The 22,925-nt window shown below is 61.1% G+C and carries 14 protein-coding genes; 8 read left to right on the top strand and 6 right to left on the bottom strand.

The features are described from left to right. Window positions 1-147: 147 nt before the first annotated feature. The 4 genes from AC07RO_RS21855 to gnd all read right to left on the bottom strand — a co-directional run bounded on the left by AC07RO_RS21855 (window position 148) and on the right by gnd (window position 5,366). Window positions 148-1,953: a glycoside hydrolase family 15 protein gene (locus AC07RO_RS21855; protein WP_495087067.1), complete on the bottom strand. Its 1,806-nt coding sequence runs from the start codon at window positions 1,951-1,953 to the stop codon at window positions 148-150. Window positions 1,954-2,050: 97 nt separating this feature from the next. Then, complete coding sequence (locus tag AC07RO_RS21850; RefSeq protein WP_495087066.1) at window positions 2,051-2,869, bottom strand: HAD family hydrolase; 819 nt, start codon at window positions 2,867-2,869, stop codon at window positions 2,051-2,053. Next, entirely contained in the window at window positions 2,866-4,389 is a 1,524-nt protein-coding gene (gene zwf / locus AC07RO_RS21845; protein ID WP_346626305.1) for a glucose-6-phosphate dehydrogenase, read from the bottom strand. The genes AC07RO_RS21850 and zwf overlap by 4 nt, the downstream gene beginning before the upstream one ends. Beyond that, complete coding sequence (gene gnd, locus AC07RO_RS21840) at window positions 4,389-5,366, bottom strand: phosphogluconate dehydrogenase (NAD(+)-dependent, decarboxylating) (protein ID WP_192172119.1); 978 nt, start codon at window positions 5,364-5,366, stop codon at window positions 4,389-4,391. Before gnd ends, zwf begins: the two co-directional genes overlap by 1 nt. A gap of 321 nt (window positions 5,367-5,687) precedes the next feature. Here gnd and AC07RO_RS21835 point away from each other — a divergent pair, with 321 nt between their 5' ends. Both AC07RO_RS21835 and AC07RO_RS21830 read left to right on the top strand, forming a co-directional pair. Beyond that, entirely contained in the window at window positions 5,688-5,861 is a 174-nt protein-coding gene (locus AC07RO_RS21835; RefSeq protein ID WP_192172120.1) for a DUF6026 family protein, read from the top strand. A gap of 350 nt (window positions 5,862-6,211) precedes the next feature. Next, window positions 6,212-7,957: a phosphoethanolamine transferase CptA gene (locus AC07RO_RS21830; protein WP_282372547.1), complete on the top strand. Its 1,746-nt coding sequence runs from the start codon at window positions 6,212-6,214 to the stop codon at window positions 7,955-7,957. A gap of 90 nt (window positions 7,958-8,047) precedes the next feature. Here AC07RO_RS21830 and AC07RO_RS21825 read toward each other — a convergent pair whose 3' ends face one another. Both AC07RO_RS21825 and AC07RO_RS21820 read right to left on the bottom strand, forming a co-directional pair. Continuing rightward, complete coding sequence (locus AC07RO_RS21825) at window positions 8,048-9,604, bottom strand: TerC family protein (protein ID WP_495087065.1); 1,557 nt, start codon at window positions 9,602-9,604, stop codon at window positions 8,048-8,050. Window positions 9,605-10,004: 400 nt separating this feature from the next. Further along, entirely contained in the window at window positions 10,005-10,496 is a 492-nt protein-coding gene (locus AC07RO_RS21820; RefSeq protein WP_192172123.1) for a GNAT family N-acetyltransferase, read from the bottom strand. Window positions 10,497-11,101: 605 nt separating this feature from the next. Here AC07RO_RS21820 and glgA point away from each other — a divergent pair. The 6 genes from glgA to glgX all read left to right on the top strand — a co-directional run bounded on the left by glgA (window position 11,102) and on the right by glgX (window position 22,263). Next, window positions 11,102-12,688 (top strand): glycogen synthase GlgA, encoded by a 1,587-nt coding sequence (gene glgA / locus AC07RO_RS21815; protein ID WP_495087064.1) that lies wholly within the window; start codon window positions 11,102-11,104, stop codon window positions 12,686-12,688. 25 nt (window positions 12,689-12,713) lie between these two features. Then, window positions 12,714-14,540, top strand: a complete 1,827-nt coding sequence (gene treZ / locus AC07RO_RS21810; RefSeq protein ID WP_495087063.1) for a malto-oligosyltrehalose trehalohydrolase — start codon at window positions 12,714-12,716, stop codon at window positions 14,538-14,540. After that, window positions 14,530-16,614, top strand: a complete 2,085-nt coding sequence (malQ, locus tag AC07RO_RS21805; RefSeq protein WP_495087062.1) for a 4-alpha-glucanotransferase — start codon at window positions 14,530-14,532, stop codon at window positions 16,612-16,614. The genes treZ and malQ overlap by 11 nt, the downstream gene beginning before the upstream one ends. Next, window positions 16,611-19,397, top strand: coding sequence for a malto-oligosyltrehalose synthase (locus AC07RO_RS21800; protein ID WP_495087061.1), 2,787 nt, complete (start codon window positions 16,611-16,613; stop codon window positions 19,395-19,397). The genes malQ and AC07RO_RS21800 overlap by 4 nt, the downstream gene beginning before the upstream one ends. A 16-nt stretch (window positions 19,398-19,413) precedes the next feature. Further along, window positions 19,414-19,902 (top strand): DUF2934 domain-containing protein, encoded by a 489-nt coding sequence (locus AC07RO_RS21795; RefSeq protein WP_192172128.1) that lies wholly within the window; start codon window positions 19,414-19,416, stop codon window positions 19,900-19,902. Between the two features lie 174 nt (window positions 19,903-20,076). Next, a complete protein-coding gene (glgX, locus tag AC07RO_RS21790; protein ID WP_192172129.1) occupies window positions 20,077-22,263 on the top strand; it encodes a glycogen debranching protein GlgX in 2,187 nt (728 codons plus the stop codon). The last annotated feature ends 662 nt before the right edge of the window (window positions 22,264-22,925 follow it).

Here is a 22,925-nt window from a genome sequence, read left to right as displayed (position 1 = left end):
ACGGCGCTCTCGCCGCATCCATGCGGCTCGGCCCACTCCGCGAGACCTGCGTTCAGCCTGCACCCAAGTCGCGATTGTCGTCGCCTGGACTTGCTGCGTAGAAGATCAAAAGCAACGGCAAAAGCTTCCCGGCTGAAGCCGGTCCCGCTAGGACGGTGTGGCCGCGCGGCTTTTTACGGGGCAGATGACGCGGTGAAGGTTCAGGGCGGTGTTGATGATGCCGATGTGGCTGAAGGCTTGGGGGAAGTTGCCGAGCATGCGGTTTTGCTGCGGGTCGTATTGTTCGGCGAGGAGGCCGACGTCGTTGCACAGGCCACACAGGCGTTCGAAGAGGATTTGGGCCTCGTCGTCGCGGCCTTGCAGCACGTAGACGTCGGCGAGCCAGAACGAACACACCAGGAAGGTCCCTTCGCTGCCCGACACGCCGTCGGTGCTGCGTTCGCTGTCGTAGCGCAGCAGCAGGCCGTCTTTCATCAGCGACTGTTCAATCCGTGTGACGGTGCCGGTGACGCGGGGGTCGTCGACGGGGAGGAAGCCGGTGAGCGCGATCTGCAGGAGACTGGCGTCCATTTCCTGGCCGCCATAGGTCTGCACGAAGCTGCCCAATTCTGCGTCGAAGCCGTGGGCGCAGACGTCGGCGTGGATCTGATCGGCGACCTCACGATAATGCCGTCCCCGCTCGCGGTCTTCCGGGTCATCGCTCTTGGCCAACACCCCGGCATTGCGGTCGAATGACACCCACGCCATGACTTTGGAATGGGTGAAATGCCGAGGTGCCGAGCGGATTTCCCAGATGCCGGCGTCCGGTTGATGCCAGACTTTTTCCAGAAACGGCATGATCACTTTCTGGATGTCCGTGCTGCGCGGCAGCGCCGGCAGGCCGTTTTTAAGGGCCTGGGTCATGGCGTCGGCGACTTCGCCGTACACATCCAGCTGCACCTGACTGGCCGCACCATTGCCGACCCGCACGGGACGCGAATGCTCGTAGCCGGCCAGCCACGGCAACTCATACTCCAGCAAGCGCCGTTCCCCCGCCAGGCCGTACATGATCTGCACCTGTTCCGGGTTGCCCGCGATCGAGCGCAGCAGCCAGTTGCGCCACGCGGTCGCTTCTTCGAAGTAGCCCAGGTTCATGAACGCCAGCAGGGTCATGGTCGCGTCGCGCAGCCAGCAGAAGCGGTAATCCCAGTTGCGCTCGCCGCCCAGTTGCTCCGGCAACGAGGTGGTTACCGCCGCGACGATCCCGCCGGTCGGCGCATAGGTCATGGCCTTGAGGGTGATCAGCGAACGCTTGACCTGATCCGTCCAGGGGCCGACATCCGGGCAGCGGCCGGAAAAATCACGCCAGAAGGTTTCGGTCTGCTGCAGCGCCGATTCCACGTCGAACCCTGCACGCACCGGCTCGTGGGAGACCTGCCAGGACAGCGCGAAGCCCAGCCGCTGACCGGCTTCAACGCTGAACAGGCTCTCGGTGTGATGGTCCATCGGGTGCAGTTCGGCGGGCGTGCGCAGCACCAGCATGTCCGGGCCGGCAACGGCGGTCATGGTATGCGGATCTCGCTTTTCGACCCACGGCACGGTGCTGCCGTAGTCAAAGCGGATCGCCAGATCCATGGAAAAATCCACGCGCCCTTCTACGCCAACGACGATGCGCACCACGCTGCTGTCGATCTCCATGGGCATGAAGTCGATGAGCAGCGCCTGTCCGGTGTCGGTGGTGAAGAGGGTTTCGAGAATCAGTGTGCCGTCACGGTAGCTGCGGCGGGACCGGGTGCTGCCGTCAACCGGCGCCAGCTTCCAGCGCCCGTTGTTGCTGTCGCCCAGCAGCGCGGCGAAACAGGCCGGCGCATCGAAGCGCGGGAAACACAGCCAGTCCAGCGACCCGTCGCGGGCCACCAGCGCTGCGGTCCGGCAGTTGCCGAGCAGCGCGTAATCTTCGATCAATACAGCCATCGGGCGGTTATCCCTCTTGGTGAGCACTTTATTCTTGTTGTGCGCCGTGCCCTTGAGTAGCGGTACCCATGAGTGGCAGCGCAACCGCCGCCCCGAATCAACGGGGCAGGATGTAACGCTCGATGGCCTTCGCCAGCCCGTCATCGGCATTGCTGTCGGTGACGTAGTTGGCCTGGGTCTTGACGCCCACCTCGGCCTGCCCCATCGCAATCGACAGCCCGGCGCGAAGGAACATCGCCACATCGTTGCCCGCGTCGCCGATCGCCGCGGTGTGGGCCAGCGGCACGCCCAACGCATCGGCCAGCGTCTCAAGGGCAGTGCCCTTGTTGGCGTCCAGCGCGGTGACGTCCAGGTAGTAGGATTGTGAACGGGCTGCCAACGCAGACTTGGCGATCAGCGGGTTAAGCGTGGCCTCCAGGCGCTTGAGCAGCTCGAAGTCCTTGCTCGCCGCGACGATCTTGTCGATGCGGTCCAGGTACTCGTCGAAGCTGTCGACCTGAACGAAGTCGTAGCCCAGCGTGTTGCGTTCGTGGTCGACGTAATCCCCTTCGGGATTGAGCAGCAGCCACTGGTCATCGGCAAAGACCCAGACCGCCACCGCCTCGCTGGCGAACAACTCCAGACTGGTGCGGGCCGCCGCGGCATCAATGCGGTGGGCCTTCAACAAACTGCCGTCCGGGTTGATGATGTTGGCGCCGTTGAACGCCACGGTCGGCAGCGTGATGCCCAGGGCTTCGATCTGCTGACGCATGGCACGCGGCGGACGGCTGCTGGCGACCGAGAAATGAATCCCGGCCTCCTGCAATTTACGCACGGCATCGATGTTGGCCTGGCTCAGGCTGTGATCGGGGTGCAGCAGCGTGCCGTCGATGTCGGACAGCATGAACTGGATGAGGGGCTGCGAAACGTCACTCATCCCAGGCGCTGCCATGTGCGGCCGTCACGGGCCAGCAACTCATCGGCCTCCGAGGGCCCGTCCTCGCCTGCGTGGTAAAGGTCCACTTGCGGATCCTTGGCCCAGGCATCAATGAACGGTTGCACGGCACGCCAGCCGTTCTCGATGTTGTCGGCGCGCTGGAACAGGGTCTGGTCGCCGGTCAGGCAATCGTAGATCAGGGTTTCGTACCCGGTCGACGGCTGCATCTCGAAGAAGTCCTTGTAGGCAAAACCCAGCTCGATGGTCTGCATGTCCAGGGTCGGGCCGGGCTTCTTGGCCTGCAGATCAAACCACATGCCTTCGTCAGGCTGGATCTGGATCTTCAGGAAATTCGGCGCGACGCTGTCGACATCGGTATCACGGAACTGCGCATACGGCGCTGGCTTGAAGCAGATGGCGATCTCGGTGTCGCGCACGCTCATGCGCTTGCCGGTGCGCAGGTAGAACGGCACGCCCATCCAGCGCCAGTTGTCGATCATCACCTTGAGGGCGACGTAGGTTTCGGTGTTGCTCTCGGGATCGACACGGTCTTCCTGGCGGTAGCCGGTGACGGCCTTGCCATCGATGCTGCTCTCGGAATACTGACCGCGCACCGAATTGGCCAGCGCTTCCATTTCCGACCAGGGCCGAATCGCACCGACCACCTTGGCCTTCTCGCCGCGCACGGCATCGGCGCCAAATGCAGCGGGCGGTTCCATTGCGACCATCGCCAGCAGCTGGAACAGATGATTGGGCACCATGTCCCGCAGGGCGCCGGTGGTCTCGTAAAAACTGCCACGGGTCTCGACGCCCACGGTTTCGGCCGCAGTGATCTGCACGTGGTCGATGTAGTGGTTGTTCCAGAACGACTCGAACAGACCGTTGGAGAAACGGCTGACCAGAATGTTCTGCACCGTTTCCTTGCCCAGGTAATGGTCGATCCGGTAGATCTGCTTCTCGCTCATGACCTTCAGCAAGCAGTTGTTCAATGCCACAGCGCTGGGCAGATCGTGGCCGAACGGCTTCTCGATCACCACGCGACGGAAGCTCTCGTCATCTTCGACCATCAGCCCGGAAGAGCCCAGACGCTGCGTCACTTCACTGAAGAAACGCGGCGCGGTCGCCAGGTAGAACACGGCGTTGCGGGTGCCCGTGCTCTTGATCTTCGCGTCGATGTCCGCGTACGTGGAATCGTCGAGAAAATCGCCGGTGATGTACGTGATGCGCTTCGACAGGCTGCCCCACAGCGCCGGATCCAGAGGCTCTTCGCCGCCCTGGGCGACCTTGCTGGCCGCCTCCTGACGAATGAAATCCTCGAGCTTCTTGGCGAAATCGGCATCGCTGACGGTGTTGTGGTCAACGCCGACAATGTGCAGGTCCTCCCCCACCAACCCGTCGCGAAACAGGTTGTAGAGGGCCGGCATCAACAGCCGTTTGACCAGGTCACCATGGGCGCCGAAGAGGAACAGCGTGGTCGCCGGAGCGACCGGAGCATTCTGCTTGCTGCGGGATAAACCCATTATTTTGGTTCCTTATGACCACCAAATCCGAAACGCATGGCGGACAGCATCTTGTCGCCGTACGTGCTTTGTTGACGGGAGCGGAAGCGGGCGAACAGCGAAGTGGAGAGCACCGGAACCGGCACCGCCTGCTCCATGGCCGCTTCGATGGTCCAGCGGCCTTCACCGCTGTCGGCGACGGAGCCGGAATAGGCGTTGAGCTGTGGGTCGGTGGCCAGAGCGTCGGCGGTCAGGTCCAGCAGCCAGGAGGAGACCACGCTGCCGCGACGCCAGACTTCGGCGATGTCGCCCAGGTTCAGGTCAAAGCGCTGCTCGACAGGGAGGTTTTCCGAGTTCTTGGTCTTGAGGATGTCGAAGCCTTCGGCGAAGGCCTGCATCATGCCGTACTCGATGCCGTTGTGAATCATCTTGACGAAGTGGCCTGCGCCCGGCGGGCCGGCGTGGATGTAACCGTGCTCGGCGCGGGGATCAGCGTCTTTGGAACGGTCCTTGGTGCGCGGGATGTCGCCAATGCCTGGGGCCAGGGTCTTGAAGATCGGGTCGAGGCGAGTCACGACGTCGGTTTCACCGCCGATCATCATGCAATAGCCACGTTCCAGACCCCAGACGCCGCCGGAGGTGCCCACGTCTACGTAGTGCAGGTTTTTGTCTTTCAGCGCCACGGAGCGACGTACGTCGTCCTTATAGAAGGTGTTGCCGCCGTCGATGATCACGTCGTCGGCATCGAGCAGGTCGGCCAGCTCGTTGATGGTGTCTTCGGTTGGAGCGCCAGCAGGCAACATCACCCAGACGGCTCGCGGTTTTTCCAGGGCAGCGACCAGTGAGGCGAGGTCTGTTGCCGGGGTCGAGCCTTCTGCGGCGAGCACGGTGCGAGACTTCTCATCGCGATCATAGACCACAGTCGTGTGGCCATTGAGCATCAGTCGACGTGCGATGTTGCCGCCCATGCGGCCTAGTCCAACAATCCCGAGTTGCATGTAGAGGTGCTCCTTAATCAAATTCAGAGGTGCCTCAGTTTATAGCCCAGTGCCGCATAGTGGGTTAGTCCGGGGAGGCAAACTATGGTTTCCCGGTGAAAAATGTTTCATGTGCATCGGCACAGAGGTCTGCAAGACTGCCCTATGACGCAGGTTTTCGCGATCAAGAAACGTTCGCGACAATCATAAATAAAAAAGTTCCTTTTTTACGCAAAAGAAATCAGAATTCCGGCCGATAGAGGTAGTGAGCAGGACTTGCCAGGTAGCAGACGTCCTTGCTTGAACCTTATGAAGTTGAACCCGCCATTTGCGAGGTGTGCAATGGGCACAGTACTGACAGCCAACGCTCCACAGACCCTTTACGTCACAATCCGTCGTGACGAGCTGCGCCAGCTCAGGGAAGAACGCGCCGTATTGCAGAACAAAGTCGCCCAGCTGACTTCGATGCTGCAACACGCCCAGCTCATCGGCAACGGCACCGCCCTGCACGCCTGATTCACGACTCCCCGCACCACACCCTTCAAGGCAAGCCTGATCTGCAGGCTTGCCGGCGCATCGTTGAATCCACCCTCCGCCGTACCTCGGCAGCGCCTTGCATTGCCGCACACGTGACACGGTTTTCGACCCTCCGTCGGACCCGACACACGTCGTTACGTTCCCCGGCCTGCTCTAGCCTCCGCGTCTTTAGCCGATTTTGGCGGTTTCGCAACACCCTCCTGACAAAATTTTCACCCCGTTGAAAACATAATCCCGACCCTCAACACATTGATTGCTGGCCAGATGCTGGCACTTGAATTCATTCGGGCGGTGTTTGGTCGCCTGAACGGTCTATAGCGGAGCGCTTGATGACAACGATGAAACGGAGCACTACGACTCCGAAAGGGTTCGACTGGGCGGGAGTGATCTGGCTGTTCGTGTTTTTCTGGTACTTCTCCGGCATCACGCAACTGCTTATCCAACTCACCGGCATCACCGGTTTTGCCGGCTTCCGTCAGGCGTTCGTGATCAGCGGCATCTGGCTCGCGCCCATGCTGATGTTCCCGCAAAAGACCCGCATCATGGCTGCGGTCATCGGCGTGATTCTATGGGCCTGCTCCATGGCGAGCCTGGGTTACTTCTTCATTTACCAGCAGGAGTTTTCCCAGAGCGTCATCTTCATCATGTTCGAATCGAACATCTCTGAAGCCGGCGAGTACATGACCCAATACTTCGCGTGGTGGATCGTGCTGGCGTTCATCGCCCACACCGCGTTCGCGATCTTCCTGTGGACACGCCTGCGTCCGGTGTACATGCCACGCGCTCGCGCCTACGCCGTTGCGGCAGCGCTGTTGATCGGCATCATCGGTTACCCGCTGGCCAAACAGTTGGCCCGCCACGACGACACCGCCTCGGCCCTCGAAGCCTTCGAGTCGCGCATCGAGCCAGCGGTGCCATGGCAGATGATCGTTGCCTATCACCGTTACACCCAGCAACTGGATGGCATGCAGGACATGCTGACCAGCAGCAGCAACATTGCGCCGCTGAAAAACCTCAAGGACCAGCAGGCCAATCTGCCCACCACCCTGGTGCTGGTGATCGGAGAGTCGACCAACCGCGGGCGCATGCACCTTTATGGATACCCGCGCCAGACCACCCCGAACCTGGACGCCATGAAGGACCAGCTGCAGGTGTTCAATAACGTCATCACGCCTCGGCCTTACACCATCGAGGCGCTGCAGCAGGTGTTGACCTTCGCCGATGAGGAAAACCCGGACCTTTACCTGAAGACGCCGTCGATCGTCAGCGTGATGAAACAGGCGGGCTACAAGACGTTCTGGATTACCAACCAGCAGACGATGACCAAGCGCAACACGATGCTGACCACCTTTTCCGAACAGGCTGACGAACAGGTCTACCTGAACAACAACCGCAATCAGAACGCTCGGCAGTACGACGGCGACGTGATCGCGCCGTTTACCAAAGCGCTGACCGATGCCGCACCGCGCAAACTGATCGTGGTGCACCTGCTCGGTACCCACATGGCCTATCAGTACCGCTTCCCGGAGGAGTTCGCGAAATTCAGCGGACGTGATGGCGTGCCGGCGGACATCGATGACAGCAAGCTGGAGTTCTACAACAGCTACGACAACGCCGTGCTCTACAACGATTTCGTGGTGTCCAGTCTGATCAAGGAATATGGCAAGGCCGACCCGAACGGCTTCCTGCTGTACCTCTCGGACCACGGCGAAGACGTTTATGACTCGCCAGGCCGCAACACCCTGGGCCGCAACGAGAACAAACCGACCATCCCGATGTACACCGTGCCCTTCATTGCCTACGCCTCGCCGAAGTGGAAGCAGACCCATGACTGGAATTTCGAGAGCATCCACGATCGGCCCTACACCAGTTCGAACCTGATCCACACCTGGGCGCAACTGGCAGGCCTGAGCTTTGATGAGCTCGATACCACCAAAAGCCTGGTCAGCCTAGACTTCAAGGCGCGCCCACGCATGATCGGCGATCCCTATGCGCCGAAGGGGCTGAGTGATTTTGCCCACATGGAAAAGGCCGCCAGCCAGCCCGGCACCATGCCCGAAGTGGTGCAAAAGTAAAAAAGGCGAAGTGACGTTCGCTGCAAACGAAAAGGCCTGCGCAATGCAGGCCTTTTTTTGTTCGTCGGCATGGGTGTGCTTCAACCAGGGTTAGGGAGCCGGTGTTTGACGCAGCAGCACGCGGGTCACCCGCCGTTCCTGCACTTGCACGACCTTCAGGTGCCAACCCTCCCACTGCAATTCGTCGCCAATCACCGGCAAACGATCCAGCAGGCTCACCACCAGTCCCGCCAGGGTCTGATAATCACTCGTTGCCCGCGCCTTGAAGCCGATGCGTTCGCGCAGATGGCTGAGGTTCATGGCGGCATTGACCAGCACGCCCCCGCCTTCCTCGACCAGGTCCGGGCCCTCGATTTCACTGGCGTCCGGCAGCTCGCCGGCGATGGATTCGAGGACGTCGGTCATGGTCAGGATACCGGCGAAATCGCCGAATTCGTTGATCACGAAGGCGATGTGGGTGGACTGCGCGCGCATCTGTTCCAGGGCGTTGAGGATCGAGAAGCTGTCCAGCAGATTGAGCGTCGGCCGGGCGAGGTGTTCGATGTTCGGCTCGGTACCGGACAGCCAGGCGTTGAGCATTTCCTTCTTGTGCACGAAGCCCAGCGGCTCGTCGATGCGGCCCCCGCGGATCAGCGGCAGTCGCGAGTACGACGAGTTGACCAGTCGCTGGCGAATGCCTTCCGGCGTGTCATCCAGATCGATCACGTCGACGTCGTTGCGCACCGTCATCACACCGCGAATGGGCCGCTGGGCCAATTGCAGCACGCCGCTGATCATCACCCGCTCGCGGCGGTCGAACACCACCTCGTCGCTGTCGCCGTCGAGCATGTCGGCGATCTCCTCACCGACCTCCTCGGCGCTCGGCCTGCGGCCACCCAGCAGGCGCAGCACGGCATGGGCGGTGCGCTCGCGGCGTGGCAAGTCACCTTTCACGCTGCGCTTGCGGCGGGCACGGGCGATCTGGTTGAACACCTCGATCAGGATCGAGAAACCGATGGCGGCGTACAGATAGCCCTTGGGGATATGGAAACCCAGGCCGTCGGCGGTCAGGCTGAAACCGATCATCATCAAAAAGCCCAGGCACAGCATGATTACCGTCGGATGGGCGTTGACGAATGCGGTCAGCGGCTTGCTGGCGATGATCATGATGCCGATCGAGAACACCACGGCGATCATCATGATCGACAGCTCATCGACCATGCCCACGGCGGTGATCACGGCGTCCAGGGAGAACACCGCGTCGAGCACGACGATCTGCGCGACGATGGGCCAGAACAGCGCGTAGGTTGTGCTGCCCGCCCGCTGAGCGACGTGGCCCTCGAGGCGCTCGTGCAATTCCATGGTCGCCTTGAACAGCAGGAACACGCCGCCGAACAGCATGATCAGGTCACGACCGGAGAAGCTCTTGCCGAAGACCTCGAACAGCGGCTCGGTCAGCGTCACCATCCACGAAATGCTCGCGAGCAGGCCCAGGCGCATGATCAACGCCAGCGACAGGCCCAGCACCCGCGCGCGGTCGCGCTGCTCGGGCGGCAGCTTGTCGGCGAGGATGGCAATGAAAACGAGGTTGTCGATGCCAAGCACCAGCTCAAGCACGATGAGGGTCAACAGGCCAAGCCAGGCCGTGGGATCAGCGATCCATTCCATGGGTCAGCGCCCCTTCTCGATCAATGGCACAGACACGAAAAGGCCCGACGTGCCGGAAGGCAGGTCGAGCCAGACAGAAATCTTGTTTAAGCGGGATAAAGCGAAGTGAACGCCTGCGACCCTGTTTGAGGGGAATCGGCGACTGGGAGGTTCCAGAGAGAGCGACATGTGTGTCCTGAAAGCAATACGGCAGGCGATCCTATCGCGCTCTCGGAATCGCCTTACAGGACAGAACTGTTACAAATGGTTTGGAAGGTGTTGCCTGGGCAACAACAGAAACACCGCGGGTATTGAGTGGGACCGGCTTTAGCCGGGAAGGCTTATTGCGTCACACCATAAAATTGAAGGTGTTCAAAACGGCCCCTTCCCGGCTGAAGCCGGTCCCACTGACAGCGCTTCGCTAGAGCGACTTCTGCCAGAACAGCGCGCGACCCATTTGCGGGTCCAGCTGGTAGTCGGCAAATCCAAGCTTGCGGTACGCGCCTTTGGCGGCTTCGTTGCCTTCGAGCACTTCCAGGGTGATTTTGCAGCAGCCGCGCTGGCGGGCGATTTCCTCGACCTTGGCCAGCATCTTCTGGCTGATCCCCTGGCCTCGTGCCGAAGCGATCACCACCACGTCATGCACGTTGACCAATGGCCGGCAGGCGAAGGTCGAGAAGCCCTCGAAGCAGTTGACCAGACCGACCGGCTCGCCGGCGATGAACGCCAGCACGCTGAAAGCATGGGGGCGCTTGGCCAGTTCGATCGCCAATTGCTGACGGGTGTCCATGGACAGCGACTGACCGCCACCCATGGCGTCCTCGGCGTATTGATTGAGCAGAAATCCGATCGCTTCTGCGTGAACCGAATTGCTGTAGCTGGCTTGCAGTACCAGAACCTCAGGGGCTTGCATTGACTTCCTCTACCGCTGGAGAAACCTCAACAGGCAGTCGACTCAGTGTGCCGACGTGCCGCGTGGCGGCGATTCTAACGCCCTGGCCGAAAAAATATCCTTATACAGAAGTAGGAAATGTCTCTGATCGGTCAGGAATTCTTCCGGCGCGCACCGGGAAAAGGCAGTGCGAGCAAATTGTGCCTACGGTGTCCCACAACAGCGCAGGGGCTGCGCGCGGATAGACCATCGGCCCGGTAATTGTCCAACAATCCGACCGACGGCACCCCTGTAAGAAGGCCTACACCCCATGCTCCACAACGGCGCATTTAGGGCCTCGCAGATCGCTTCATCACCCTGAATTCCACAATACCCCGCATCGCAATCCCGCATGCCAGACATGGCCCGGAAAAATTGTCGAAACTTCTGCACAGGCGCATGGGTCATGTGAATAGAGCAACTATGCTGTTGAAAAATCGAAGCAGAGTCCGCTTTCACCTTGTCCTCTAATGTGCAGTCGGTAAATCGGTATCGATCTTGCGTAGGTCTTGTGTGCCTGGCCATAGGAAATGGCTGCTTACACCTTAAGTGCTGTACCAACACTGCATATCGAACTGGAGAAAACGATGATTAGTGCCGCTGTCAAAACCCAGAAGGGAGAGAGTTTTAATCAGCCGGCCAGCGAGCTGACCCATCTGCCGGTCTTCGCAACGACGAGCGCACCCGTGCTGCAACTGCCTCCTGTTCAACCAGTGATTTCTTCGGTAACCCGCAAGAAAGTCCTGTTCGTGACTTCAGAGATGGCCGACCTGGTGAAAACCGGCGGTCTGGGCGATGTGTCAGCCGCACTGCCGCGCGCCATGCGCCACCTGCACGATGTACGCGTGCTGATTCCCGGCTATCCACAGGTCATCAATAGTGGCAACCCGATCCACATCATCAGCGAGCTGCCCGGTCACGCCGCGCTGCCTCCCTGCAAGATCGGCCGGATGGACATGAAAGACGGTCTGGTCATTTACGTCCTGATCTGTCCCGAGTTGTACGAGCGTGAAGGCACGCCCTACGGTGACAATGACGGCCGCGACTGGTCCGACAACCATATTCGCTTTGCCCGCCTGGGCCTGGCGGCTGCCGATTTTGCGGCCGGCGCGGTGAAGACCCAGTGGTGCCCCGAGCTCGTTCACGCTCACGACTGGCCAGCAGGCCTGGCGCCGGCGTACATGAAATGGCGCGGCCAGACCACGCCGTCGATCTTCACTATCCACAACCTGGCGTATCAGGGTTTTGTCAGCATTGCCTCCAGCCGTGAGCTGGGCATTCCCGACTCTGCATTGAGCCCGGAAGGCATGGAGTTTTACGGTCAGCTCTCGTTCATCAAGGCCGGCATGGCGTATTCCAGCCATATCACGACCGTGAGCGCGACCTACGCGAAAGAAATCACCACCCCGGACTTTGGCTGTGGCCTGGAAGGCTTCCTGCAGAGCAAAGCCGACCGCGGTCAGCTCAGCGGCATTCCCAACGGCATCGACGAGAGCTGGGACGCTGCCACCGACGAGCACCTGATCTGCCGCTTCGCTCCGAACGAGTGGACCCGCAAGGAAATCAACGCTGACTACGTGCGCGAGCTGTTTGAACTGGAGCCTTCCACCGGCCCGCTGTTCGCCGTGGTCTCCCGTCTGGTTTACCAGAAGGGTCTGGACCTGACCATCGGGGTTGCCGAGCACATCGTCAACAACGGCGGCCAGATTGCGATCATCGGCCGTGGCGAACCTGAAGAAGAAGACGCCATGCGCGCCCTCGCCGCCCGCTTCCCGGGTCAGGTCAGCGTGCGCGTCGGCTTCAATGAGACAGACGCACGTCGCATGTTCGCCGGCAGTGATTTTCTGCTGATGCCTTCGCGCTACGAGCCTTGCGGCCTGAGCCAGATGTACGCGCAGCGCTTCGGCTCCCTGCCGATCGGACGCCGCACTGGCGGTCTCGCGGACACCATCGAAGACGGCTGCACCGGTTTCCTGTTCGACGAATCCACGGTCGAGAGCTACACCGAAGCCCTGACCCGCGCGTTCAAGGTCTTCGAAAGTCCATTGCTGCTCAACGCCATGCGCTGCCGCGCCATGGCCGCTCCGTTCGATTGGCACAAGGCGGTAGAACCCTACGCCGATCTTTACCAGGAGCTGCTGAAGAAAAACGCAGGCGTGGCACTGCATTATTGATAACCCACTGATCAAGGAATTACGGATGCCTTCGCGCACGGATCAAAACTGGCGCCACGGCGCCGTCATGCTGGATCCACAACACACCCGGTTTGCCCTCTGGGCACCGGACGCCCAAAGCGTCAGCGTCGAATTCGAAAACGGGCCTGCACAGGCCCTTCAGCCAGAGCAGGACGGCTGGTTCGTGGTCGAGACCGAGTGTGGAGCTGGCACGCGCTATCGCTTCAACGTCGCTCTCGATGGACAAAACAACCTTACTGTTCCTGACCCGGCCTCCCGGGCTCAGGACGGCGACGTGCACGGCTACAGCATCGTCGTCGACCAGGCCACCTACCAGTGGAAGAACACCGAGTGGCAGGGACGGCCCTGGCACGAGGCGGTCATCTACGAGCTGCACGTCGGTGCACTGGGTGGCTATGAAGGCGTTGAACAGCGTCTGCAGCATTTGGTGGACACCGGCATCACCGCCATCGAGCTGATGCCTATCGCGCAATTCCCGGGTGATCGCAACTGGGGCTACGACGGCGTGTTGCCTTACGCCGCGCAGTCGTCCTATGGCACGCCCGACCAACTCAAGCACCTGATCGACACCGCCCACGGGTTGGGCCTCGCGGTCATTCTGGACGTGGTCTACAACCACTTCGGCCCGGACGGCAATTACCTCGGCGCCTACGCCAGTCATTTCTTCCGCAGCGACAAGAAGACGCCGTGGGGCGACGCAATCGATTTCCGCCGCCGTGAAGTACACGACTTCTTTATCGACAACACGATGATGTGGCTGCAGGACTACCGCTTCGACGGCCTGCGTTTCGACGCCGTGCACGCCATCGAAGACCCGACCTTTCTGCAAGACCTGGCAGAACACGTACGCGAGACGATTCCGTCGGAGCGTCACGTGTGGCTGACCCTGGAAAACGAATTCAACGAAGCTGGACGCATGGATCAGGGCTACGAAGCCCAATGGAACGATGACGGCCACAACACGCTGCACGTCCTGCTGACCGGCGAGACCGACGCTTACTACACCGACTTCGCCGAAAAACCCACGCAAAAGCTTGCGCGTCTGCTGGGCGAAGGCTTTGTCTATCAAGGCGAATCCACCCGTCATGGCCACGCCCGGGGCGAACCGAGCGGCCATCTGCCGCCGACCTCTTTCGTGCTGTTTCTGCAGAACCACGACCAGATCGGCAACCGGGCCTTCGGCGAGCGTCTGGTTCAGCTGAGCCCGGCCCCTGCATTGCAGGCGGCGACGGCGCTGTTGCTGCTGTCACCGATGATCCCGCTGATGTTCATGGGCGATGAGTGGGGCGCAAGCGAGCCGTTTCTGTTCTTCACTGACTTCCATGACGAGCTGGCAGATGCCGTGCGTGAAGGACGTCGTGGCGAGTTCAAGGATTTCGCCGCGTTCAAGGATCCGGCCAAGCGCGAGCAGATCCCTGATCCCAATGCTCTTAAAACTTTCGAGGCCTCGCGTCCGGCGTTCGATGCGCTGCTGCTGGAAACCGACAAGGGTCAGGACCATCGCAACTGGCTTGAGCTCTACAAAACCTTGCTGCAGATTCGCAAGACCGAGCTGTTCCCTCGCCTGCACGGCGCCAGTGCGTTGGGCGTGAAAGAGCTCGGCGACAAAGCCGTCAGCGCACGTTGGAAGCTGGGCGACGGCAGCGAGTTGCGCATTGATCTGAACCTCGGCAGCGAGGCGGTCGACACTGATGATCACACCGGCTACAGAGTGCTTCATCAATCCCGTGCCAAGTCCGCAGAACTTTCCCCATCCGCCACCCTCAATCCATACACGGCCATTGTCAGCCTGAAATCGAGTGACGTTGTGGAGGAACAGGATGAGCAATGAGCAACTGGAAAAACTGGCAGCCCAGGCGGGCCTGTCGGTTGACTGGAAGGACGCCAACGCCAAACCGCAACACGTAAGCCCCGAGGTCCTGCGCAAGGTCCTCAGCGGCCTGGGTTACCCCGCCGAGACAGAAGAAGACGTCGAAGCCAGCCTTAAACGCCTGAACGAAGAAAGTCAGCCCGCCACCCCGCCGCCGTTGATGACCGTCGACCATGGCAAGGATCTCGACCTGTCGAGCTGGTTCGCCCCAGCCACCGCGTTCACGCTGACGCTGGAAGACGGCTCGCTGCTTGAAGCGAAGCTCACCGACAAGGCTGGCCTGCCCGGCTTGGCCACAGTGGGTTATCACCAGTTGGACGTGGGCGGCCAGCAGTTGACCGTCGCCGTCGCGCCAAAGACGTGCTACAGCCTGAACATGGCCAGCAAGAAAGCAATCGCCCGCGACTGGGGCCTGACCACTCAGCTGTACTACCTGCGCCGTGAAGGTGATGGCGGTATCGGCGATACCCAGGGGCTGGAGGCTTTCGTACGCGCTGCAGGCACCCGTGGTGCCTCGGCCGTGGCGATCAGCCCGGTTCACGCGATGTTCTCCAACGACAGCGAGCGCTACAGCCCGTACTCGCCGTCCAGTCGCCTGTTCCTCAACGCGCTGTATGCGGCGCCGGGGACCATTCTCGGTGACCGCGCGGTTGAGCTGGCAATCGAGAAAGCCGGCTTGGCCGACGAGTTCAAGCGTCTGGAATCACTGGAGCTGATCGAATGGCCCGCCGCCGCCAAAGCAAAATATGCCCTGCTGCGCGAGCTGTATGCCGGCTTCATCGGCAGCGATCATCCCTTCCACGAGGACTTCAAGAGCTTCCGCCAAGCGGGCGGTGAAGCCCTGGAAAACCACTGCCGTTTCGAAGCCCTGCGTGATGCGGGCGACGAATTGGGCATTGGCGGCAACTGGCATGAATGGCCGGAGCAGTACAAGAACCCGCGTAACCCTGCCCTCGACGCGTTCGCCAAGGCGCACGGCGAAGAGATCGGTTTCCACGCCTTCGCGCAATGGCTGATCGCGCGTGGCCTCGAACGCGCCCAGACCGCCGCACGATCGAGCGGCATGAGCGTCGGTTTGATCGGTGATCTGGCTGTGGGTGCCGACGGTGCCGGCAGCCAGGCCTGGAGTCGTCAGGACGAGTTGCTCTCCTCGCTGACCGTGGGCGCACCACCGGACATTCTCAACCGCTCGGGCCAGAGCTGGGGCATCTCGGCGTTCTCGCCGACCGGCCTGAAGCGCAATGGTTTTCAGGCGTTCATCGAAATGCTGCGGGCCAACTTCGCCCACGCCGGTGGCCTGCGCATCGACCATGTGATGGGGCTGCAGCGCCTGTGGGTCGTCCCGTTGGGATCCCCGGCGAGTGAAGGCGCTTACCTGAATTACCCGCTGGACGACATGCTGCGGCTGTTGAGCCTGGAATCGTGGCGTCACGAAGCAATCGTTCTGGGCGAAGACCTCGGCACGGTGCCCGAAGGTCTGCACGAGAAGCTGTCCGAACGCGAGATCCTCGGGATGCGCGTGCTGCTGTTCGAACAGGACGACGCGACGTTCAAGCCCATCACCAAGTGGTCCAGAGACGCACTGGCCACCACCAGCACCCACGACCTGCCTACCCTCACCGGTTGGCTGAGCGAACTGGATGTCGACTGGAACAAAAAACTCGGGCTTGTCGATGACGACGCCGAGCAGAAGATGCGCGACGGCCGCGAACGGGAACGCAAGGGGTTGATCACGGCGCTCAAGCAGAACTACACCCTGCCGAGCAGCGGTGAAAGTGTGAGCGCCAAAGACGTCATCGACTACAGCATTGCGTACCTCGGCCACACCCCGGCGCCGTTGGTGCTGCTCCCGATCGAGGACGCCCTCGGCATTGATGAGCAGGCGAATTTCCCCGGCACCATCGACAGTCATCCCAATTGGCGACGTCGGCTCAACGGCGACAGCGGTTCTCTGCTGAACAACGCCGATGCAGCACGACGACTTGAAATTCTGGCAGCGGCACGGCAACAAGCCGCGGAGCGTGATCAAAAATGAGTACCCCTCTTAAATCCCTGCGCGCCACCCAGCGCCTGCAGTTTCACAAAGACTTCACGCTGGACGACGCCACCAAGCTGGTGCCGTACTTCGCCAGCCTGGGCATCAGCCACATCTACGCCTCGCCACTGCTGAAAGCCCGCGCCGGTTCCATGCACGGTTACGACGTGGTCGACCCGCGGGTGATCAACCCCGAACTGGGCGGTGAGCCGGCCTTGCTGCGTCTGGTCGCGGCGCTGCGTGAGCACGGCATGGGCCTGATTCTCGACATCGTCTCCAACCACATGGCAGTCGGCGGCAACGACAATCCCTGGTGGCTCGACCTGCTCGAATGGGGCCAGCGCAGCCCGTACGCCAAGTTTTTCGACATCCAGTGGAATTCCCCGGACCCGCTGCTCAAGGGCCAGCTGTTGTTGCCGTTCCTTAGCACCGACTACGGCACCGTGTTGCAGAAGGGTGAAGTGCCCCTGCGTTTCGATGCGGAGCACGGTACCTTCCACGCCGAGCACTATCAGCATCTCTTCCCGATCAACCCCGCCACGTACGCGCCGCTGTTGAAGGCAGCGAAGCGTTCCGAGCTGGATGAACTGGCCCAGCGCTTCGCCGACCTCGACAACTATCCGCAGGCCTACGAGCGTGCCCGTCAGGCCAAGGCTGAGCTGGCCGAAGCGGTGAAGGCCAAACCCGAGCTGGTCAAGGCCGTTGAAGAAGGTCTCGCGCAGTTTGATTCCAGCACCCCGGAAGGCTTCGACCGCCTGCACCGTTTGCTTGAGCAGCAGGACTATCGTCTGGCGAGCTGGCGCACCGCGGGTGACGACATCAACTGGCGGCGTTTCTTCGACATCAACGAGCTGGGCGGCCTGAAGGTCGAGCGTTCGCAGGTGTTCGAAGCAACCCACGGGAAGATTTTCGAACTCATCGCCAAAGGGCTTGTGGACGGTCTGCGCATTGACCACATCGATGGCCTCGCCGATCCGCGCGGGTATTGCCGCAAGCTGCGTCGTCGCGTCGACAGCCTGATGAAACTGCGCCCGGCCGGCACCGAACTGGAACGTCTGCCGATTTTCGTCGAGAAGATCCTCGGCCCCGACGAGCAACTGCGGACTGACTGGAACGTCGACGGCACCACCGGTTATGAATTCATGAACCAGGTGTCGCTGCTGCAGCACGATCCGAAAGGTGAAGCCGTACTGGGCGAGCTGTGGAGCCGCATCAGCGGACGCACGGCCGACTTCAATCAGGAAGTGCTGGAAGCCCGCGATCTGGTGCTCCATGGCACGCTGGCGGGTGATTTCGAAAACCTGGCCCAGGCACTGCTGCAGGTCTCGCGCAGTGACGTGATGACCCGCGACATGACCCTTGGCGCCATCCGTCGCGCGCTGCTGGCGCTGGTCAGCAACTTCCCGGTCTACCGCACCTACCTCACCGCCTGCGGCCGTTCTGCCGAAGACGAGCGCTTCTTCCAGCAGGCCATGGACGGTGCGCGGGAGATGCTCAGCGAAGGCGACTGGCCGGTGCTGGATTCCCTCAAGCTGTGGCTGGGTGGCGAGAAGCTGCGCGACTACCCGACGGGCCGGTTGCGCGAAATGCGCCGCAAGGCCGGCAACCGTTTCCAGCAGTTGACGTCGCCAGTGGCGGCCAAATCGGTGGAAGACACGTCGTTCTATCGCTCCGCCGTGCTGCTCTCGCGCAACGATGTGGGTTTCCACCCGCAACATTTCAGTGCGCCGGTGGAGGCGTTTCATGAAGTCTCCATCGAGCGGCACAAGAGCTTCCCGAACAACCTGCTGACCACCGCGACCCACGACCACAAGCGCGGCGAAGACACCCGCACCCGTCTGGCCGTGCTCAGCGAACTGGCGCCCTGGTACGCCGAGCAGGTCGAGCGCTGGCAGCAGCTGTCGGCGCCGCTCAAGGCGGGTGACACCCACATCAGCCCGGGTGACGAGCTGATGCTGTATCAAGCAATCATCGGCAGCTGGCCGCTGGACCTCGAAGGCGAGCCGGCTTTCGAAGCCTACGCCAAGCGACTGACCCAGTGGCAGGAAAAGGCCCTGCGCGAAGCCAAACTGCAGAGCAGCTGGAGCGCGCCCAACGAGCCGTACGAGACAGCGTGCCGCGAGTTTCTCCAGCACTTGCTGCTGAACGCCGACGGTCTGGCACTGCGTCAATCCATCGGTGCCACGGCCAATCGCATCGCGACGGCCGGCGCGCTCAACAGTCTGGCGCAAACTTTGCTGCGAATGACTGCGCCCGGTGTGCCTGATCTGTATCAGGGCACCGAGTTCTGGGACTTCAGCCTGGTGGATCCGGACAACCGTCGTCCGGTGGATTACCCCGCTCGCGAACGTGCGTTGCAGGCATCCGTGCCGGTCACCGAGCTGTTGAACCAGTGGCATGACGGCCGGATCAAGCAGGCGTTGATTGCTCAGGTGCTTAGCCTGCGCAATGAGTACCCCGCGCTGTTCAGTGAAGGCAAATATCAACCCCTTGAAGTGGTGGGTGAAAAAGCCGATCACGTCATCGCTTTTGCCCGGGTAACGAAAGAGATGCGGGCTATTGTTGTGGTTCCGCGCTTGCCGGCTGAACTATTGGGCACTGCGCAAACTCCATTCATCAATGCAGCAAATTGGGGCGATACACGAATCAACCTGCCGTTCGCTGATTCACATCCAAATTGGAAGGGACTTTTTTCTCAGGCTACAGTCACATCCAGCAAGGAAATGTTGCTCAGCGCAGCGCTCAAGGAAATTTCTGTAAACCTGCTTATACAAACCTTGTGATACCGGGAGTGTCGAGATGAGTGCCGACGATAAAAGAATCAGCGAGCTTGCCCACCAGATCTGGGAAACGGAAGGCAAGCCACATGGGCAAGATGCCCGCCACTGGGAAATGGCTAGCAAGTTGGCCGCCGCCGAGGCGAAGTCGCCTAAAAAACCGGCTGCTGCGAAGACGGCGAAGTCCAAGCTCGACGGCAAAGCGGAGCCCAAGGCTGCCGCTGCCAAACCCGCTGCGAAGGGTGCAGCCAAACCGGCGGCGAAATCTGCTGCCAAGCCTGCGGCTAAACCCGCAGCCGCATCAGCCGCAAAATCAGCAGGCAGCTCCGCTGATCAGGCTGCCAGCAAATCCGAGGCAAAAGCTGACGCCAAGCCTGCCGCTAAACCGGCAGCCAAGGCGCCCGCCAAACCCAAGGCTGCGGCGAGCGGTACCGATGCTGCCGCCAAACCGGCCAAGCCGGCGGCCAAGTCTTCTGCCAAGAAGCCTGCCGCAGCCAAGCCTGCGTCTTGATCAACTGCTTTAACGCGTCACTGTTGCGCCGCTAACACCCCTACCGCAGGGATCGCCTTAAAACGGTCGTCACCCTGCGGTAATTTTCAAACCTGTTGCATCGATGGCGCAGTCACGTACTGAGGCCACGGCTTTGTTCGCCTTCAGGAACTCATTCGAACGTCAGGAATACACATGAGCACGCAAGATAAAAGCACCGCTACACAGAATGAATCCGGCAACGCTGGCAGCCCCGAAGTCACGGCATCGCGCATTCGGGAAGGTCTGCCCTTCCCGCTCGGCGCCAGCTGGGACGGCCTCGGCGTCAACTTCGCCATCTTTTCCGCCAACGCCACCAAGGTCGAGCTGTGCCTGTTCGACTCGGCCGGTGAAGTGGAGCTTGAGCGCATCGAGCTGCCGGAATACACCGACGAGATCTTTCACGGTTACCTGCCCGACGCCCACCCGGGTCAGGTGTATGGCTATCGCGTCTATGGTCCGTACGATCCGAAGAACGGCCACCGTTTCAACCACAACAAGCTGCTGATCGACCCGTATGCCAAGCAACTGGTCGGCGAGCTGAAGTGGTCCGAGGCGCTGTTCGGTTACACCATCGGTCACCCGGACGACGACCTGAGCTTCGACGAGCGTGACAGCGCGCCCTTCGTGCCCAAGTGTAAGGTCATCGACCCTGCGTACACCTGGGGCCGCGAACAGCGCGTCGACGTGCCGTGGGACAAGACGATTTTCTACGAGACCCACACCCGCGGTTTCACCATGCGTCACCCGTCCGTGCCTGATGAAGTCAAGGGCACGTTCGCCGGCCTGATGGTCGATGACGTGATCAAGCACATCAAAGGTCTGGGCGTCACCTCGATCGAATTGCTGCCGATCCACGCCTTCGTCAACGACCAGCACCTGCTGGAAAAAGGCATGACCAACTACTGGGGTTACAACACCCTGGCGTTCTTTGCCCCGGATCCACGCTACCTGGCCCACGGCAAGATTTCCGAGTTCAAGGAAATGGTTGCGCACATGCACCACGCCAACCTGGAAGTGATCCTGGACGTGGTCTACAACCACACCGCCGAAGGCAACGAGCGCGGCCCGACCCTGTCGATGCGCGGTATCGACAACGCCTCGTACTACCGCCTGATGCCGGATGACAAGCGTTACTACATCAACGATTCCGGCACCGGCAACACCCTCGACCTGAGCCACCCGTGCGTGCTGCAGATGGTCACCGATTCGCTGCGCTACTGGGCGACCGAGATGCACGTCGACGGCTTCCGCTTCGACCTGGCCACCATCCTTGGCCGTTACCACGATGGTTTCAGCGAGCGCCACAGCTTCCTCGTGGCCTGCCGCCAGGATCCGGTGCTGCGTTCGGTGAAACTGATCGCCGAGCCTTGGGATTGCGGTCCAGGCGGTTACCAGGTCGGCAACTTCGCGCCGGGCTGGGCGGAGTGGAACGACAAATTCCGCGACAACATCCGTGCGTTCTGGAAAGGCGATGAAGGCCAACTGGCGGACTTTGCCAACCGCATGACGGCGTCGGGCAACCTGTTCAACCAGCGTGGCCGCCGCCCTTACGCTTCGGTCAACTTCATCACCGCCCACGATGGTTTCACGCTGCATGACCTGGTGTCGTACAACGAGAAGCACAACGAGGACAACGATGAGAACAACCAGGACGGCAGCAACGACAACCGTTCCTGGAACTGTGGCGTCGAAGGCCCGACCGACGATCCGGAAATCAACGCGCTGCGCCTGCGTCAGATGCGCAACTTCTTCTCGACGCTGATTCTGGCCCAAGGCACGCCGATGGTGGTTGCCGGTGACGAGTTCGCTCGTACCCAGCACGGCAACAACAACGCCTATTGCCAGGACAGCGAGATCGGCTGGGTCAACTGGGACCTGGACGAAGACGGCAAGGCCCTGCTGGCGTTCGTCAAGCGTCTGATCAAGCTGCGTCAGTCGTACCCGATCCTGCGTCGTAGCCGCTTCCTGGTGGGCGATTACAACGAAGAACTGGGCGTGAAGGACGTGACTTGGCTGTCGCCAAGCGGCGAAGAGATGACCATCGAGCAGTGGGAAGACCCGAACGGCCGCTGCCTGGGCATGTTGATGGACGGCCGCGCGCAGGAAACCGGTATCCGTCGTCGCGGCTCCGAAGCGACGCTGCTGCTGGTGGTCAACTCACACCACGACGGCGTCAACTTCACGCTGCCGGAGGTGCCGGAAGGTCTCAACTGGACCAGCCTGATCGACACCAATCAGCCGGAAATCGACGGCAAGGACCAGTTCGAGTTCGGCAGCGAGTACACGGTCACGCCGCGTTCGCTGTTGCTGTTTGAACTGCAGAAGGCTCCACAGGCGTAACTGTTCGCGCCTGGATTCATAGCGACACCTGCTTGCCCGCGATGGGGTCAGTCAGCCAGAGGTAATGGCTGGCTGATCCGGTCGCGGGCAAGCGTCGTTTCGGCACCACTCTTTCATGCCCCCCGCCCGACGCCCGCGCTGTCAACCCCGGATTCATTGACTTTGTAGTCACGAATCGACCTCCATGTTCTGAAACTACAAAATATGTAGTGCACGAAAATAATCACTACAAAACCGTTGACGACGCCTTTTGCCGACTGCATAGTGCAGGCGTCTCCCCGATCGGGAGAGCTGGCAAAAGTATTCCGGGCCCGTTCGACACAGCCGTCGAACAACCTCTGGATGTGTGCTGCCCACAAGGCAGATTGATGAAGCCGAACCGGCATGATCGACCCACCAGGCCGAGCGCTGGCGACACGTCCTCATGACACTTGTGGTCGACCACCCAGTCGCCCGTGTCTTCCAGGCGTCCGCCCTTCTCGCCCAGGGCCGATCTTTCCCCTCTGACTTCATCAATACCCACACGTTTGCGGCCCGGCACCGGCTCTGTGTACCGACGGACCTTGCTTGTCAGCGTTTGGAAGGACTGCGAATCGACGGACGATTCGCCATTGCGTTTGAACTCACTCGATAGATTAACCAGTGGTCAAAAAGGGGTAACA

It is taken from the genome of Pseudomonas sp. GW821-FHT07F05, from assembly GCF_059418765.1.
This window is presented reverse-complemented; position numbering and strand designations above follow the sequence as displayed.

Bases quoted from the DNA above. Each gene is read 5' to 3' on its own strand.
- AC07RO_RS21820 (WP_192172123.1), bottom strand. From the start codon at position 10,496: ATGCAAGCCCCTGAGGTTCTGGTACTGCAAGCCAGCTACAGCAATTCG.
- AC07RO_RS21835 (WP_192172120.1), top strand. From the start codon at position 5,688: ATGGGCACAGTACTGACAGCCAACGCTCCACAGACCCTTTACGTCACA.
- AC07RO_RS21800 (WP_495087061.1), top strand. From the start codon at position 16,611: ATGAGTACCCCTCTTAAATCCCTGCGCGCCACCCAGCGCCTGCAGTTT.
- gnd (WP_192172119.1), bottom strand. From the start codon at position 5,366: ATGCAACTCGGGATTGTTGGACTAGGCCGCATGGGCGGCAACATCGCA.
- AC07RO_RS21855 (WP_495087067.1), bottom strand. From the start codon at position 1,953: ATGGCTGTATTGATCGAAGATTACGCGCTGCTCGGCAACTGCCGGACC.
- AC07RO_RS21850 (WP_495087066.1), bottom strand. From the start codon at position 2,869: ATGAGTGACGTTTCGCAGCCCCTCATCCAGTTCATGCTGTCCGACATC.
- malQ (WP_495087062.1), top strand. From the start codon at position 14,530: ATGAGCAATGAGCAACTGGAAAAACTGGCAGCCCAGGCGGGCCTGTCG.
- AC07RO_RS21825 (WP_495087065.1), bottom strand. From the start codon at position 9,604: ATGGAATGGATCGCTGATCCCACGGCCTGGCTTGGCCTGTTGACCCTC.
- zwf (WP_346626305.1), bottom strand. From the start codon at position 4,389: ATGGGTTTATCCCGCAGCAAGCAGAATGCTCCGGTCGCTCCGGCGACC.
- glgA (WP_495087064.1), top strand. From the start codon at position 11,102: ATGATTAGTGCCGCTGTCAAAACCCAGAAGGGAGAGAGTTTTAATCAG.
- AC07RO_RS21830 (WP_282372547.1), top strand. From the start codon at position 6,212: ATGACAACGATGAAACGGAGCACTACGACTCCGAAAGGGTTCGACTGG.
- AC07RO_RS21795 (WP_192172128.1), top strand. From the start codon at position 19,414: ATGAGTGCCGACGATAAAAGAATCAGCGAGCTTGCCCACCAGATCTGG.
- treZ (WP_495087063.1), top strand. From the start codon at position 12,714: ATGCCTTCGCGCACGGATCAAAACTGGCGCCACGGCGCCGTCATGCTG.
- glgX (WP_192172129.1), top strand. From the start codon at position 20,077: ATGAGCACGCAAGATAAAAGCACCGCTACACAGAATGAATCCGGCAAC.